The sequence below is a fragment of the Escherichia sp. 10290 genome (genome assembly GCF_030295155.1).
Lineage (GTDB): Bacteria > Pseudomonadota > Gammaproteobacteria > Enterobacterales > Enterobacteriaceae > Escherichia > Escherichia coli_F.
Map to the genome: position 1 here is coordinate 5472259 of NZ_AP025741.1, position 14654 is coordinate 5486912.

The window sequence follows — 14654 nt, forward strand, 5'->3', positions numbered from 1 at the left end:
AGGGAGATATGTCGTCATTTGATTATCTGAAAACTGCCATCAAGCAACAGGGCTGTACGCTACAGCAGGTGGCTGATGCCAGCGGTATGACCAAAGGGTATTTAAGCCAGTTACTGAATGCCAAAATTAAAAGCCCCAGCGCGCAAAAGCTGGAGGCGTTGCACCGTTATTTGGGACTTGAATTTCCCCGGCAGAAGAAAACTATTGGTGTTGTATTCGGTAAGTTTTACCCGCTGCATACCGGACATATCTACCTTATCCAGCGTGCCTGTAGTCAGGTTGACGAGCTGCATATCATTATGGGCTTTGACGCTACCCGCGACCGCGCGTTGTTCGAAGACAGCGCCATGTCGCAGCAGCCCACGGTGCCGGATCGTCTGCGCTGGTTATTGCAAACTTTTAAATATCAGAAAAATATTCGCATTCATGCATTCAACGAAGAGGGCATGGAGCCGTATCCGCATGGCTGGGATGTGTGGAGCAACGGCATCAAAAAGTTTATGGCTGAAAAAGGGATCCAGCCGGATCTGATCTACACCTCGGAAGAAGCCGACGCGCCGCAGTATATGGAACATCTGGGGATCGAAACGGTATTGGTCGATCCGAAACGTACTTTTATGAGTATCAGTGGTGCGCAGATCCGCGAAAATCCGTTCCGCTACTGGGAATATATTCCTACCGAAGTGAAGCCGTTCTTTGTGCGCACCGTGGCGATCCTCGGCGGCGAATCGAGCGGTAAATCCACCCTGGTAAACAAACTTGCCAATATCTTCAACACTACCAGTGCATGGGAATATGGTCGCGATTATGTCTTTTCACATCTTGGCGGCGATGAGATCGCATTGCAGTATTCCGACTACGATAAAATCGCACTTGGACACGCTCAATATATTGATTTTGCAGTAAAATATGCCAATAAAGTGGCGTTTATCGACACCGATTTTGTGACAACTCAGGCGTTCTGCAAAAAGTACGAAGGGCGCGAGCATCCGTTCGTACAGGCGCTGATCGATGAATACCGTTTTGATCTGGTGATTCTGCTGGAGAACAACACGCCGTGGGTGGCGGATGGTTTACGCAGTCTCGGCAGTTCGGTGGATCGCAAAGAGTTCCAGAACTTGCTGGTGGAAATGCTGGAAGAGAACAATATCGAATTTGTGCGGGTTGAAGAGGACGATTACGACAGCCGTTTCCTGCGCTGCGTGGAGTTGGTGCGGGAGATGATGGGGGAGCAGGGATAATCATCTTTATAAGATGTTGAGTGATATTACTGATTCAAAAGTGTACTTAGTACTCCATTTTGGTGTACAATGTACCTGCCAGGGAAGGGTAATGGGCAAGGCGATAATATTTATAGAGACGCCAATGTTTACGCGTCAGATCAAGCAGATTGCAACCGATGATGAATTAAAGGAATTGCAAAAAGAACTCATCGGAACTCCCGATAAAGGTGATCTCATTCAGCAGACTGGTGGATTGCGTAAAGTCCGAATGGCTGCGGGTTCACAGGGAAAAAGTGGTAGTGTCAGAATAATTTACTTTCTGGCGACGGAAGAGATTATTTATTTGATTATGGCCTATCCGAAGAATGCCAAAGACAGTCTGACAGATACGGAAAAAGCTCAACTAAAGAAGTTGACGAAACTGCTCAAAGGTGAGGTATAAAATGAGTTTTTTTGATGAGTTGAAAACCTCTCTGGAAGAGGCTGTCGAGATTAAACAAGGTTTAAAAGAACCTGCACGGGTGACCCGCTACGAAATTGCGGATGTTAAAGCTATTCGTGAGCAACTCAACGTTTCGCAAAGTGAGATGGCAAAAGCTCTGGGAACCAGTGTGGATACCATTAAAAGCTGGGAATCGAAGCGAAGAAATCCTACGGGATTGGCTGCAAAAGTACTTGCCACAATTAAAGAAAATCCTGCCTTTTTCCGGGAACTTGCCTCCCATTAATCATTTAACTATTACCGGATGCGATGCTGGCGCGCCGCATCCGGCATTTTACGCATTACTTCGCAATACGCTTGTACTTGATACGCTTCGGCTCCAGCGCGTCTGCGCCCAGCGTGCGTTTCTTGTACTCTTCGTACTCGGTAAAGTTACCTTCAAAGAACTCAACTTTACCTTCATCCTGGTAATCCAGAATGTGTGTGGCGATACGGTCGAGGAACCAACGGTCGTGCGAGATAACCATCGCGCAGCCCGGGAACTCCAGCAGGGCGTTTTCCAGCGCACGCAGGGTTTCGATATCCAGGTCGTTGGTCGGTTCGTCGAGCAGCAGCATGTTGCCGCCAACCTGCAGCAGCTTCGCCAGATGCAGACGACCACGCTCACCACCGGAGAGTTCACCAACGCGTTTACCCTGATCAACCCCTTTAAAGTTGAAGCGGCCAACGTAGGCGCGGCTTGGCATCTCGGTGTTACCGATCTTCATGATATCCAGCCCGCCGGAAACTTCTTCCCAAACGGTTTTGCTGTTATCCATTGAGTCACGGAACTGATCGACAGATGCCAGTTTCACCGTTTCACCTAAAGTGATGGTGCCGCTGTCTGGTTGTTCCTGACCAGAGATCATACGGAACAGTGTTGATTTGCCCGCGCCGTTCGGACCGATGATCCCGACGATCGCCCCTTTAGGGATCGAGAAGCTCAGGGAGTCAATCAGCAGGCGATCGCCGTAAGATTTACGCAGGTTGCTGACTTCCAGCACTTTATCGCCCAGACGCGGTCCTGGCGGAATAAACAGTTCGTTGGTTTCGTTACGTTTCTGATATTCGGTGCTGTTCAGCTCTTCAAAGCGCGCCAGACGTGCTTTACCTTTCGACTGACGGCCTTTAGTTCCCTGACGTACCCACTCCAGCTCTTTCTCGATCGACTTACGACGCGCTGCTTCTTGTGAAGCTTCCTGCGCCAGACGCTGATCTTTCTGCTCCAGCCAGGAGGAGTAGTTACCTTCCCACGGAATACCTTCACCGCGGTCAAGTTCGAGGATCCAGCCTGCAACGTTATCGAGGAAGTAACGGTCGTGGGTAATCGCCACCACGGTGCCCTCGAAGTCGTGCAGGAAGCGTTCCAGCCACGCTACGGATTCGGCATCCAGGTGGTTGGTCGGTTCGTCGAGCAGCAGCATGTCTGGTTTTTCCAACAGCAGGCGGCACAACGCCACGCGACGACGCTCACCACCGGAAAGGTTAGCGATTTTCGCGTCCCAGTCCGGCAGACGCAGCGCATCAGCCGCACGCTCCAGCTGAACGTTCAGGTTATGACCGTCATGAGCCTGAATGATCTCTTCCAGACGGCCTTGTTCAGCGGCCAGCTTGTCAAAATCGGCATCCGGATCGGCGTACAGCGCATACACTTCATCCAGACGTTTCAGAGCGTTAACCACTTCAGAAACCGCTTCTTCAATGGACTCACGCACGGTGTGTTCCGGGTTCAGCTGAGGTTCCTGCGGCAGGTAACCAATCTTGATATCCGGTTGCGGACGCGCTTCACCTTCGATGTCTTTATCAATGCCCGCCATAATGCGCAGCAGGGTAGACTTACCCGCGCCGTTCAGACCCAGGACACCAATTTTTGCCCCAGGGAAGAAACTCAGAGAGATGTTTTTCAAAATATGACGTTTCGGCGGAACAACTTTGCCGACACGATGCATGGTATAAACGAATTGAGCCACGTTGGACTTCGCCTCTATGTTTATCGTGATGATGAGTTTTCAAAGGCGAAGTGTAGCCTGTTTCCTTATCTAATCCCAGCCGGTCGATCACCCTCGCAGTAAAAGTAAAAAAGTGTCCGTAACGTGGCGTAAACGGCAATGACTGGTTAGCATAAATCTATTACGCGGCATGACGCTGCATTGATGTATTGACACTTAGAGGATGCGCTTGTGGAAAAAGCCAAACACGTTACCTGGCGGCTGTTGGCTGTCGGTGTCTGTCTGCTGACGGTCAGCAGCGTGGCGCGAGCCGACTCACTGGATGAGCAGCGTAGCCGTTACGCGCAAATTAAGCAGGCCTGGGATAATCGACAAATGGATGTGGTCGAACAAATGATGCCTGGACTGAAGGATTATCCACTTTATCCCTATCTGGAATACCGCCAGATCACCGATGATCTGATGAATCAACCGGCGGTGACGGTCACTAACTTTGTTCGCGCTAACCCCACGCTTCCTCCCGCTCGCACGCTACAATCTCGTTTCGTCAATGAACTGGCGCGGCGTGAAGACTGGCGTGGTTTGTTAGCCTTTAGCCCGGAAAAGCCAGGAACTACCGAAGCGCAATGTAATTACTACTATGCGAAATGGAATACCGGGCAGAGTGAAGAAGCCTGGCAAGGGGCGAAAGAGCTGTGGCTAACCGGCAAGAGCCAGCCTAACGCCTGTGACAAGTTATTTAGCGTCTGGCGTGCGTCAGGCAAACAAGATCCGCTGGCGTATCTGGAGCGTATCCGTCTGGCGATGAAAGCGGGTAACACAGGCCTGGTGACAGTGCTGGCAGGGCAGATGCCTGCCGATTACCAGACTATCGCCTCGGCAATCATTTCACTGGCGAACAACCCTAATACGGTACTGACCTTCGCGCGTACAACCGGAGCGACCGATTTTACCCGTCAAATGGCGGCGGTGGCGTTTGCCAGTGTGGCGCGGCAGGATGCTGAAAATGCACGGCTGATGATCCCATCGCTTGCTCAGGCACAGCAGCTTAATGAAGATCAGATTCAGGAACTGCGCGATATCGTCGCCTGGCGTTTGATGGGCAACGATGTCACCGACGAGCAGGCGAAATGGCGCGATGACGCCATTATGCGCTCGCAATCCACCTCGTTGATTGAACGCCGAGTACGGATGGCGCTTGGTACTGGCGATCGGCGTGGCCTGAATACCTGGCTGGCGCGTTTGCCGATGGAAGCGAAAGAGAAAGATGAATGGCGTTACTGGCAGGCCGATTTATTGCTGGAACGCGGACGCGAAGCTGAAGCGAAAGAGATTCTGCATCAACTCATGCAACAGCGTGGTTTCTACCCGATGGTTGCTGCACAGCGCATCGGCGAAGAGTATGAGCTGAAGATTGATAAAGCGCCGCAGAATGTTGACAGCACCCTGACTCAGGGGCCGGAGATGGCGCGCGTGCGCGAGTTGATGTACTGGAATCTCGATAACACCGCGCGTAGCGAGTGGGCCAATCTGGTGAAGAGCAAGTCAAAAACAGAGCAGGCACAGCTGGCACGGTATGCTTTCAACAACCAATGGTGGGATCTCAGCGTTCAGGCGACGATCGCCGGGAAGTTGTGGGATCATCTGGAAGAGCGATTCCCGCTGGCCTACAACGATCTTTTCAAACGTTACACCAGCGGTAAGGAGATCCCGCAAAGCTATGCGATGGCGATTGCCCGTCAGGAGAGCGCCTGGAATCCGAAAGTGAAGTCACCGGTAGGGGCCAGCGGGCTGATGCAGATTATGCCTGGTACGGCGACCCATACGGTGAAGATGTTCTCTATTCCTGGCTACAGCAGCCCTGGGCAATTGCTGGATCCGGAAACGAACATCAACATCGGCACCAGTTACCTGCAATATGTTTATCAGCAGTTTGGCAATAACCGTATTTTCGCCTCAGCAGCTTATAACGCCGGACCTGGACGAGTGCGCACCTGGCTTGGCAACAGCGCTGGTCGAATCGACGCAGTGGCATTTGTCGAGAGTATTCCGTTCTCTGAGACGCGCGGTTATGTGAAGAACGTGCTGGCTTATGACGCTTACTACCGCTATTTCATGGGGGATAAACCAACGTTGATGAGCGCCACGGAATGGGGACGTCGTTACTGATCCGCACGTTTATGATATGCTATCGTACTCTTTAGCGAGTACAACCGGGGGAGGCATTTTGCTTCCCCCGCTAACAATGGCGACATATTATGGCCCAACAATCACCCTATTCAGCAGCGATGGCAGAACAGCGTCACCAGGAGTGGTTACGTTTTGTCGACCTGCTTAAGAATGCCTACCAAAACGATCTCCATTTACCGTTGTTAAACCTGATGCTGACGCCAGATGAGCGCGAAGCGTTGGGGACTCGCGTGCGTATTGTCGAAGAGCTGTTGCGCGGCGAAATGAGCCAGCGTGAGTTGAAAAATGAACTCGGCGCTGGCATCGCGACGATTACGCGTGGATCTAACAGTCTGAAAGCCGCGCCTGTCGAGCTGCGCCAGTGGCTGGAAGAGGTGTTGCTGAAAGATCACTGATACACGGCATTATGAAACGGACTCAGCGCCAGGATCACCGCCTGGTGATAGACGCTGGCGCGAGTGAGCTTCCCGGCGGTAAATACGCCGATTGCACCTTCTTTACGGCCAATTTCATCAATGCCGGTATAACGCGACATCACGGGGCCGAGCGCCTCGCCTTCACGCACTTTCTCCAGAATCACCGCAGGTAACGGCAAAGTTGCCGAACGCGCTTCGCCGCGCTGGCTGGTGTTTTCAATCACCACCCAACTGAAGGTGCTGTCGCCATCAATGCCAGCTTCAATCGCCACCCAAAAATCAGCCTCTGGATGTAAACGGCGGGCATTTGCTACCCGATTTCGTGCGCCAGCGCGCGTTTCCTCACTGCCAAAGGGCTGTTCCGGTACACCGCTCTCGACGGCAACGGATGCAATATGGCAGGATCCTTCGCCGAAGATCTCGTGAAATGCCTGCAGAATGGCCTGAATTTTAGCGGGATTGGTGGTCGCACAGACAACTTGGTGCATAATCAGCATTACTCAGAAAATTAACGTTACAGCAGTATACGGAAAAAAAGCATGTTACAGGTATACCTAGTCCGCCACGGTGAAACGCAGTGGAACGCCGAGCGACGTATTCAGGGCCAGTCTGATAGCCCGCTGACTGCCAAAGGTGAGCAACAGGCGATGCAGGTGGCGACCCGTGCCAAAGAGCTTGGCATTACGCATATCATCAGTAGCGATTTAGGGCGCACCCGCCGCACGGCGGAAATCATCGCCCAGGCCTGCGGCTGTGACATCATCTTTGATTCTCGCCTGCGTGAATTAAATATGGGTGTACTGGAAACAAGAAATATCGATTCACTCACCGAAGAAGAAGAAAACTGGCGTCGCCAGCTGGTCAATGGCACTGTCGACGGACGTATTCCTGAAGGCGAGTCTATGCAGGAGCTCAGTGATCGTGTCAATGCGGCACTGGAATCTTGCCGGGAATTACCGCAGGGAAGCCGACCGCTGCTGGTGAGCCACGGTATTGCACTGGGATGCCTGGTGAGTACGATTCTCGGATTACCAGCATGGGCAGAGCGTCGCTTACGTCTGCGTAACTGTTCTATTTCGCGCGTGGATTATCAGGAAAGCTTGTGGCTGGCGTCTGGCTGGGTGGTTGAAACCGCAGGGGACATCTCGCATCTGGACGCCCCTGCATTAGATGAGCTGCAGCGTTAACGACGGATCGGAATCAGCAGTTCACAGCGCAGATTAATTGGGCGATCTCCCGCTTTGGCATCTTCTGCCGGGTAGTATCGCTCAATATCCTGACCTTTACGGCGCGTCAGGTTAAGCATTGGCATGCACGTTCCGTATACCGTCAGGATAAACTCCTGCACGCCTGTTCCCAGACCTTCATAGGTAAACATCACATATTCACCGCCTTGCAGCATCACAGGATGCCCGGTCAATACATAGCCATCTGCCTGATCCTGGGCTAATGCGGTGGTATAGAAGACCTCTTGCTCGTCGTCTTTATCCTGGCTCGGACGCGTTTCATTCAAGCCGTAGAGCACAGGCGGAATGGTCGGCGCGTTGCCAAGAAAATCGTGCCAGAACTGATAACGCATTTCATGGCGGAAATCAGAGATTTGTTCCAGCGAACAGGAGTAACTCTGGGTAACACCAATCAGCGGCGTATCTTCCTGGGTGACAAATTTGTGCTCTGGCATGGTGAATTCACCCAGACGCAGCGGCGGGCGAATACCAAAGGCGCTCCATTCAGGAGAACGGCGGTAAAGAGCAGGAGTCTGGGCAAACTGCTTCTTGAATGCGCGAGTAAATGTCTGTTGAGAGTCGAAGCGGTATTGCAGCGCGATATCCAGAATTGGACGCGCAGTCAGGCGTAGTGCGACCGCCGATTTCGACAAACGACGAGCACGAATATACGCGCCAATAGCATGACCAGTGACATCTTTAAACATTCTCTGTAAGTGCCACTTGGAATAACCTGCTTTCGCCGCTACATTGTCGAGCGACAGGGGCTGATCCAGATGACCTTCCAGCCAGATTAAAAGGTCGCGAATAATGCCGGCCTGATCCATAAAATATCCTCATCCTTTCAACAACGAGCACCTGACATCAGGTAATTGGATAATAGCATTTTTTGCTGTTTTAGCATTCAGTGTTTTTTTCTTAGTCGAGTATGTTTTAGGTCTTGACGGAAATAAAAGTATTGAGATTTTGTTCTTAATCAATATGTTATTTATCGTGGTGAACTAATTGCTCATGTCATAGATAAAAATGGTAACAATATGAAATACAAGCATTTGATTCTGTCCTTAAGCCTGATAATGCTGGGGCCGTTGGCTCATGCAGAAGAGATTGGTTCGGTCGACACTGTATTTAAAATGATTGGTCCTGATCACAAAATTGTCGTAGAAGCCTTTGACGATCCCGATGTGAAAAATGTCACCTGCTATGTGAGCCGGGCGAAAACCGGCGGTATTAAAGGGGGATTGGGCCTGGCAGAAGATACCTCCGATGCGGCCATTTCTTGTCAGCAAGTCGGGCCGATTGAACTGTCGGATCGTATTAAAAACGGCAAAGCTCAGGGCGAGGTAGTATTCAAAAAACGCACGTCCCTGGTCTTTAAGTCGTTACAGGTCGTGCGCTTTTATGACGCCAAACGCAACGCGCTCGCTTATCTGGCTTACTCCGACAAAGTTGTAGAAGGTTCGCCGAAAAACGCGATTAGCGCGGTTCCTGTCATGCCGTGGCGGCAATAACAGAGGCGATTTATGCAACGGGAAACGGTCTGGTTAGTGGAAGATGAGCAAGGGATAGCCGACACGCTGGTCTACATGTTGCAACAGGAAGGTTTTGACGTCGAGGTCTTTGAGCGAGGCTTGCCGGTGCTGGATAAAGCTCGCCAGCAGGTTCCCGATGTCATGATTCTCGATGTTGGTTTGCCTGATATCAGCGGCTTTGAATTGTGCCGCCAGTTACTGGCGCTCCATCCGGCGTTACCTGTACTGTTCCTGACGGCCCGAAGTGAAGAGGTCGATCGCCTGCTTGGGCTGGAAATTGGCGCTGACGACTACGTGGCTAAACCGTTTTCACCTCGCGAAGTGTGCGCCAGAGTGCGCACCTTACTGCGTCGGGTGAGGAAGTTCTCGACGCCGTCTCCCGTTATCCGTATTGGTCATTTTGAATTGAATGAACCTGCGGCGCAGATCAGCTGGTTTGACACGCCATTAACGCTGACGCGGTATGAGTTTTTGCTGCTGAAAACATTACTCAAGTCGCCGGGCCGCGTCTGGTCCCGCCAGCAACTGATGGATAGCGTGTGGGAAGATGCGCAGGACACCTACGATCGCACCGTCGATACCCACATTAAAACGCTGCGTGCCAAGCTGCGCGCCATCAACCCCGATCTTTCACCGATTAATACTCATCGCGGCATGGGATATAGCCTGAGGGGCCTGTAATGCGTATCGGCATGCGGTTGTTGCTGGGCTATTTTTTACTGGTGGCGGTGGCGGCCTGGTTCGTACTGGCTATTTTTGTCAAAGAAGTTAAACCGGGCGTGCGAAGAGCAACGGAGGGGACGTTGATCGACACCGCAACGTTGCTGGCGGAGCTGGCGCGTCCCGATTTGCTCTCTGGGGACCCAACGCATGGGCAACTGGCGCAGGCGTTTAATCAGCTACAACATCGCCCGTTTCGCGCCAATATCGGTGGCATTAACAAAGTGCGCAATGAATATCATGTCTATATGACCGATGCGCAGGGCAAAGTATTGTTCGATTCGGCAAATAAAGCCGTTGGACAGGATTACTCGCGCTGGAATGACGTCTGGCTAACGTTGCGTGGTCAGTATGGTGCGCGCAGCACATTGCAAAATCCTGACGATCCCGAAAGTTCTGTGATGTATGTTGCCGCGCCAATTATGGACGGCTCGCGGCTTATTGGCGTTTTGAGCGTAGGCAAACCGAACGCGGCGATGGCTCCGGTCATTAAGCGCAGCGAGCGGCGAATTTTATGGGCCAGCGCCATTTTGTTGGGGATTGCACTGGTGATTGGCGCAGGCATGGTTTGGTGGATCAACCGCTCCATTGCCCGGCTCACTCGCTATGCTGATTCTGTCACTGACAATAAGCCCGTTCCTCTCCCCGATCTCGGTAGTAGCGAGCTGCGTAAACTCGCGCAGGCGCTGGAAAGTATGCGCGTGAAGCTGGAAGGGAAAAACTATATTGAGCAGTATGTTTATGCGTTAACTCATGAGCTAAAAAGCCCACTGGCGGCGATTCGTGGAGCGGCGGAAATTTTACGCGAAGGTCCGCCGCCGGAAGTGGTGGCTCGTTTTACCGACAACATTCTGACGCAAAATGCGCGAATGCAGGCACTGGTGGAAACGTTACTACGCCAGGCAAGACTGGAGAATCGTCAGGAAGTCGTTTTGACTGCTGTTGATGTGGCGGCATTATTTCGCCGCGTCAGCGAAGCGCGCACCGTGCAGTTGGCGGAAAAAAACATCACTCTACATGTTATGCCCACCGAGGTTAATGTTGCTGCTGAACCGACGTTACTGGAGCAGGCGCTGGGGAATTTACTGGATAACGCCATCGATTTTACCCCCGAGAGCGGTCGTATAACGCTAAGCGCCGAAGTGGAGCAGAAACACGTCACGCTTAAGGTGCTGGATACCGGTAGTGGTATTCCTGACTACGCGCTTTCACGTATTTTTGAACGCTTTTACTCTTTGCCGCGTGCGAATGGGCAAAAAAGTAGTGGTCTGGGGTTGGCGTTCGTCAGTGAGGTTGCCCGTTTGCTTAATGGCGAAGTCACACTGTGTAACGTGCCACAAGGCGGTGTGCTGGCTTCGCTTCGACTTCACCGTCACTTCACATAGCTTCAAATTCTTCCCACATAGCCTTTGTAACCTGCGGTCATTGCAAAGGAGAAGACTATGTTGAAATCCCCCCTGTTCTGGAAAATGACCACCCTGTTTGCTGCAGTATTGCTGTTGTTGATTCCGATAATGCTGATTCGGCAGGTGATTGTCGAACGTGCCGATTATCGTAGCGATGTGGAAGATGCGATTCGGCAAAGTACCAGCGGGCCGCAGAAACTTGTTGGACCGCTCATCGCTATTCCTGTGACCGAGCTTTATACGGTGCAGGAAGAGGATAAAACCGTGGAGCGGAAACGAAGTTTTATCCATTTTTGGTTACCTGAGTCATTGATGGTTGATGGCAATCAGAACGTGGAAGAACGCAAGATTGGGATTTATACCGGTCAGGTCTGGCATAGTGATTTAACGCTAAAAGCCGATTTTGATGTTTCGCGTCTTAGCAAACTCAATGCGCCAAATATCACCTTAGGCAAGCCATTTATTGTGATTGGCGTCGGGGATGCGCGTGGTATAGGTGTGGTGAAAGCACCTGACGTTAACGGAACGGCGCTGACCATTGAACCCGGTACCGGGTTAGATCAAGGCGGGCAGGGCGTGCATATCCCTTTACCCGAAGGGGACTGGCGGAAGCAGAACCTGAAGCTGAATATGGCGCTGAATTTAAGCGGTACCGGCAATCTTTCTGTGGTGCCTGCCGGGCGTAATAGCGAAATGACCTTAACCAGCAACTGGCCGCATCCCAGTTTTTTAGGTGATTTTCTGCCAGCCAAACGGGAAGTCAGCGAGTCTGGTTTTCAGGCGCAATGGCAAAGCAGCTGGTTTGCTAATAATCTCGGTGAGCGTTTTGCTTCAGGTAATGATACCGGCTGGGAAAACTTCCCGGCGTTTAGCGTCGCAGTGACGACGCCAGCCGATCAATACCAATTAACGGATCGGGCGACTAAGTACGCTATTTTGCTGATTGCACTGACTTTTATGGCGTTCTTTGTTTTTGAAACGCTCACCGCGCAACGTTTACACCCAATGCAATATTTGCTGGTGGGGCTTTCATTGGTGATGTTTTATTTGCTCTTGCTGGCGCTTTCTGAACATACCGGTTTTACCGTGGCATGGATAATCGCCAGTCTGATTGGGGCGTTAATGAACGGTATTTATTTGCAGGCGGTATTGAAAGGCTGGCGCAACAGCATGTTGTTTACCCTCGCGCTGTTGTTGCTGGATGGTGTGATGTGGGGACTGCTCAACTCTGCCGATAGCGCGCTGTTGTTGGGAACCAGTGTGCTGGTGGTGGCGCTGGCCGGCATGATGTTTGTGACCCGTAATATCGACTGGTATGCGTTTTCACTGCCGAAAATGAAAGCCAGTAAAGAAGTTACAACGGACGATGAGTTACGTATCTGGAAATAAGGTTGAAAAATAAAAACGGCGCTAAAAAGCGCCGTTTTTTTTGACGGTGGTAAAGCCGATTAATCTTCCAGATCACCGCAGAAGCGATAACCTTCACCGTGAATGGTGGCGATGATTTCCGGCGTATCCGGCGTAGATTCGAAATGTTTACGAATACGGCGGATCGTCACGTCTACAGTACGGTCGTGCGGTTTCAGCTCACGGCCGGTCATTTTCTTCAGCAGTTCAGCACGGGACTGAATTTTGCCTGGGTTTTCACAGAAGTGAAGCATGGCGCGGAACTCGCTGCGCGGCAGCTTGTACTGCTCGCCATCAGGGCCGATCAGCGAACGGCTGTTGATGTCCAGTTCCCAACCATTGAACTTGTAGCTTTCAACGCTACGACGTTCTTCGCTGACAGTACCCAGATTCATGGTACGAGACAGCAGGTTGCGTGCACGAATAGTCAGTTCACGCGGGTTGAACGGTTTGGTGATGTAGTCATCTGCACCGATTTCGAGGCCGAGAATTTTATCGACTTCGTTGTCACGGCCAGTCAGGAACATCAACGCAACATTCGCCTGCTCGCGCAGTTCACGCGCTAACAGAAGACCGTTCTTACCCGGCAGATTGATATCCATGATCACCAGGTTGATGTCATATTCAGAGAGGATCTGATGCATTTCCGCGCCATCTGTCGCTTCGAAAACATCATAGCCTTCCGCTTCGAAAATACTTTTCAACGTGTTGCGTGTTACCAACTCGTCTTCAACGATAAGAATGTGCGGGGTCTGCATGTTTGCTACCTAAATTGCCAACTAAATCGAAACAGGAAGTACAAAAGTCCCTGACCTGCCTGATGCATGCTGCAAATTAACATGATCGGCGTAACATGACTAAAGTACGTAATTGCGTTCTTGATGCACTTTCCATCAACGTCAACAACATCATTAGCTTGGTCGTGGGTACTTTCCCTCAGGACCCGACAGTGTCAAAAACGGCTGTCATCCTAACCATTTTAACAGCAACATAACAGGCTAAGAGGGGCCGGACACCCAATAAAACTACGCTTCGTTGACATATATCAAGTTCAATTGTAGCACGTTAACAGTTTGATGAAATCATCGTATCTAAATGCTAGCTTTCGTCACATTATTTTAATAATCCAACTAGTTGCATCATACAACTAATAAACGTGGTGAATCCAATTGTCGAGATTTATTTTTTATAAAATTATCCTAAGTAAACAGAAGGATATGTAGCATTTTTTAACAATTCAACCATTAGTACAGTCAGGAAATAGTTTAGTCTTTTTTAAGCTAAGTGAAGGGCTTTTTCTGCGACTTACGTTAAGAGTTTGTAAATTCGATCCGCGTAATAAGTTGACAATGATCACCCTGTGCGCGGTTATTAGGTCAAGAAGAGTGGCAATATGCGTATAACGATTATTCTGGTCGCACCCGCCAGAGCAGAAAATATTGGGGCAGCGGCGCGGGCAATGAAAACGATGGGGTTTAGCGAGCTGCGAATTGTCGATAGTCAGGCACACCTGGAGCCAGCTACCCGCTGGGTCGCACATGGATCTGGTGATATTATTGATAATATTAAAGTTTTCCCAACTCTGGCTGAATCGTTACACGATGTCGACTTCACTGTCGCCACCACTGCACGCAGTCGGGCGAAATATCATTACTACGCCACTCCGGTGGAACTGGTGCCGCTGTTAGAGGAAAAATCCTCGTGGATGAGCCATGCAGCGCTGGTGTTTGGTCGCGAAGATTCCGGGCTGACTAACGAAGAGTTAGCCTTGGCTGACGTTCTTACTGGTGTGCCGATGGTGGCAGATTATCCTTCGCTCAATCTGGGGCAGGCGGTGATGGTTTATTGCTATCAATTAGCAACATTAATACAACAACCGGCCAAAAGTGACACAACGGCAGACCAACATCAACTGCAAGCTTTACGCGAACGAGCCATGTCATTGCTGACGACCCTGGCAGTGGCAGATGACACAAAACTGGTCGACTGGTTACAACAACGGCTGGGGCTTTTAGAGCAACGAGACACGGCAATGTTGCATCGTTTGCTGCATGATATTGAAAAAAATATCACCAAATAAAAAACGCCTTAGTAAGTATTTTTC

At 50.9% G+C, this 14654-nt stretch carries 16 protein-coding genes; 12 read left to right on the top strand and 4 right to left on the bottom strand.

The window, feature by feature from the left end; all coding sequences use genetic code 11:
* The first annotated feature begins 8 nt into the window (after positions 1–8).
* From nadR to nadS, 3 genes are all read left to right on the top strand, one after another.
* The gene (gene nadR, locus QUE74_RS27225; RefSeq protein ID WP_000093831.1) at positions 9–1241 is read left to right on the top strand and encodes a multifunctional transcriptional regulator/nicotinamide-nucleotide adenylyltransferase/ribosylnicotinamide kinase NadR; all 1233 of its coding nucleotides are present in this window, start codon (positions 9–11) and stop codon (positions 1239–1241) included.
* 91 nt (positions 1242–1332) lie between these two features.
* Positions 1333–1665, top strand: a complete 333-nt coding sequence (locus QUE74_RS27230; RefSeq protein WP_000513551.1) for a type II toxin-antitoxin system RelE/ParE family toxin — start codon at positions 1333–1335, stop codon at positions 1663–1665.
* Position 1666: 1 nt separating this feature from the next.
* A complete protein-coding gene (gene nadS / locus QUE74_RS27235) occupies positions 1667–1951 on the top strand; it encodes a NadS family protein (protein WP_000007436.1) in 285 nt (94 codons plus the stop codon).
* A gap of 55 nt (positions 1952–2006) precedes the next feature.
* On the opposite strand, the gene ettA is transcribed toward nadS, so the two are convergent.
* Positions 2007–3674 carry an energy-dependent translational throttle protein EttA gene (gene ettA, locus QUE74_RS27240; protein WP_000046754.1) on the bottom strand — a complete coding sequence of 556 codons (1668 nt, stop codon included), beginning with the start codon at positions 3672–3674 and terminating at the stop codon, positions 2007–2009.
* 210 nt (positions 3675–3884) lie between these two features.
* Between ettA and sltY the strand changes: the two genes are divergently transcribed.
* Both sltY and trpR read left to right on the top strand, forming a co-directional pair.
* Entirely contained in the window at positions 3885–5822 is a 1938-nt protein-coding gene (gene sltY, locus QUE74_RS27245) for a murein transglycosylase (protein ID WP_000409431.1), read from the top strand.
* An 89-nt stretch (positions 5823–5911) separates the two neighbouring features.
* A complete protein-coding gene (gene trpR, locus QUE74_RS27250; protein ID WP_000068678.1) occupies positions 5912–6238 on the top strand; it encodes a trp operon repressor in 327 nt (108 codons plus the stop codon).
* Here trpR and yjjX read toward each other — a convergent pair.
* Positions 6232–6747, bottom strand: coding sequence for an inosine/xanthosine triphosphatase (gene yjjX, locus QUE74_RS27255; protein ID WP_001361184.1), 516 nt, complete (start codon positions 6745–6747; stop codon positions 6232–6234). The two genes, trpR and yjjX, sit on opposite strands and share 7 nt — an antisense overlap.
* A gap of 51 nt (positions 6748–6798) precedes the next feature.
* On the opposite strand from yjjX, the gene gpmB reads away from it, so the two are divergent.
* Positions 6799–7446, top strand: coding sequence for a 2,3-diphosphoglycerate-dependent phosphoglycerate mutase GpmB (gene gpmB / locus QUE74_RS27260; protein WP_000942351.1), 648 nt, complete (start codon positions 6799–6801; stop codon positions 7444–7446).
* Here the strand turns inward: gpmB and robA are convergent.
* Positions 7443–8312, bottom strand: a complete 870-nt coding sequence (gene robA, locus QUE74_RS27265; RefSeq protein WP_000371674.1) for an MDR efflux pump AcrAB transcriptional activator RobA — start codon at positions 8310–8312, stop codon at positions 7443–7445. The genes gpmB and robA overlap by 4 nt on opposite strands.
* A gap of 210 nt (positions 8313–8522) precedes the next feature.
* Here robA and creA point away from each other — a divergent pair, with 210 nt between their 5' ends.
* Genes creA through creD form a run of 4 tightly spaced genes read left to right on the top strand, consistent with a single transcriptional unit; the run spans position 8523 to position 12532 of the window.
* A complete protein-coding gene (creA, locus tag QUE74_RS27270; RefSeq protein WP_000875487.1) occupies positions 8523–8996 on the top strand; it encodes a protein CreA in 474 nt (157 codons plus the stop codon).
* A gap of 12 nt (positions 8997–9008) precedes the next feature.
* Positions 9009–9698 (top strand): two-component system response regulator CreB, encoded by a 690-nt coding sequence (gene creB, locus QUE74_RS27275; RefSeq protein WP_001188688.1) that lies wholly within the window; start codon positions 9009–9011, stop codon positions 9696–9698.
* Positions 9698–11122 (top strand): two-component system sensor histidine kinase CreC, encoded by a 1425-nt coding sequence (gene creC, locus QUE74_RS27280; protein WP_001219599.1) that lies wholly within the window; start codon positions 9698–9700, stop codon positions 11120–11122. Before creB ends, creC begins: the two co-directional genes overlap by 1 nt.
* Before the next feature lie 57 nt (positions 11123–11179).
* Positions 11180–12532, top strand: a complete 1353-nt coding sequence (gene creD, locus QUE74_RS27285) for a cell envelope integrity protein CreD (RefSeq protein ID WP_000920297.1) — start codon at positions 11180–11182, stop codon at positions 12530–12532.
* A gap of 59 nt (positions 12533–12591) precedes the next feature.
* Here the strand turns inward: creD and arcA are convergent, their stop codons facing one another.
* Positions 12592–13308, bottom strand: a complete 717-nt coding sequence (gene arcA, locus QUE74_RS27290; protein ID WP_001194358.1) for a two-component system response regulator ArcA — start codon at positions 13306–13308, stop codon at positions 12592–12594.
* 95 nt (positions 13309–13403) lie between these two features.
* Between arcA and yjjY the strand changes: the two genes are divergently transcribed.
* Both yjjY and QUE74_RS27300 read left to right on the top strand, forming a co-directional pair.
* Complete coding sequence (gene yjjY, locus QUE74_RS27295) at positions 13404–13544, top strand: YjjY family protein (protein ID WP_001303782.1); 141 nt, start codon at positions 13404–13406, stop codon at positions 13542–13544.
* Between the two features lie 399 nt (positions 13545–13943).
* Positions 13944–14630 (top strand): tRNA/rRNA methyltransferase, encoded by a 687-nt coding sequence (locus tag QUE74_RS27300; RefSeq protein WP_001223153.1) that lies wholly within the window; start codon positions 13944–13946, stop codon positions 14628–14630.
* Positions 14631–14654: the final 24 nt, after the last annotated feature.

Coding starts and splice junctions, on each gene's coding strand:
- creD (WP_000920297.1), top strand. CDS start 11,180: ATGTTGAAATCCCCCCTGTTCTGGAAAATGACCACCCTGTTTGCTGCA.
- robA (WP_000371674.1), bottom strand. CDS start 8,312: ATGGATCAGGCCGGCATTATTCGCGACCTTTTAATCTGGCTGGAAGGT.
- trpR (WP_000068678.1), top strand. CDS start 5,912: ATGGCCCAACAATCACCCTATTCAGCAGCGATGGCAGAACAGCGTCAC.
- nadS (WP_000007436.1), top strand. CDS start 1,667: ATGAGTTTTTTTGATGAGTTGAAAACCTCTCTGGAAGAGGCTGTCGAG.
- creC (WP_001219599.1), top strand. CDS start 9,698: ATGCGTATCGGCATGCGGTTGTTGCTGGGCTATTTTTTACTGGTGGCG.
- creA (WP_000875487.1), top strand. CDS start 8,523: ATGAAATACAAGCATTTGATTCTGTCCTTAAGCCTGATAATGCTGGGG.
- arcA (WP_001194358.1), bottom strand. CDS start 13,308: ATGCAGACCCCGCACATTCTTATCGTTGAAGACGAGTTGGTAACACGC.
- gpmB (WP_000942351.1), top strand. CDS start 6,799: ATGTTACAGGTATACCTAGTCCGCCACGGTGAAACGCAGTGGAACGCC.
- nadR (WP_000093831.1), top strand. CDS start 9: ATGTCGTCATTTGATTATCTGAAAACTGCCATCAAGCAACAGGGCTGT.
- yjjX (WP_001361184.1), bottom strand. CDS start 6,747: ATGCACCAAGTTGTCTGTGCGACCACCAATCCCGCTAAAATTCAGGCC.
- creB (WP_001188688.1), top strand. CDS start 9,009: ATGCAACGGGAAACGGTCTGGTTAGTGGAAGATGAGCAAGGGATAGCC.
- QUE74_RS27230 (WP_000513551.1), top strand. CDS start 1,333: ATGGGCAAGGCGATAATATTTATAGAGACGCCAATGTTTACGCGTCAG.
- QUE74_RS27300 (WP_001223153.1), top strand. CDS start 13,944: ATGCGTATAACGATTATTCTGGTCGCACCCGCCAGAGCAGAAAATATT.
- yjjY (WP_001303782.1), top strand. CDS start 13,404: ATGACTAAAGTACGTAATTGCGTTCTTGATGCACTTTCCATCAACGTC.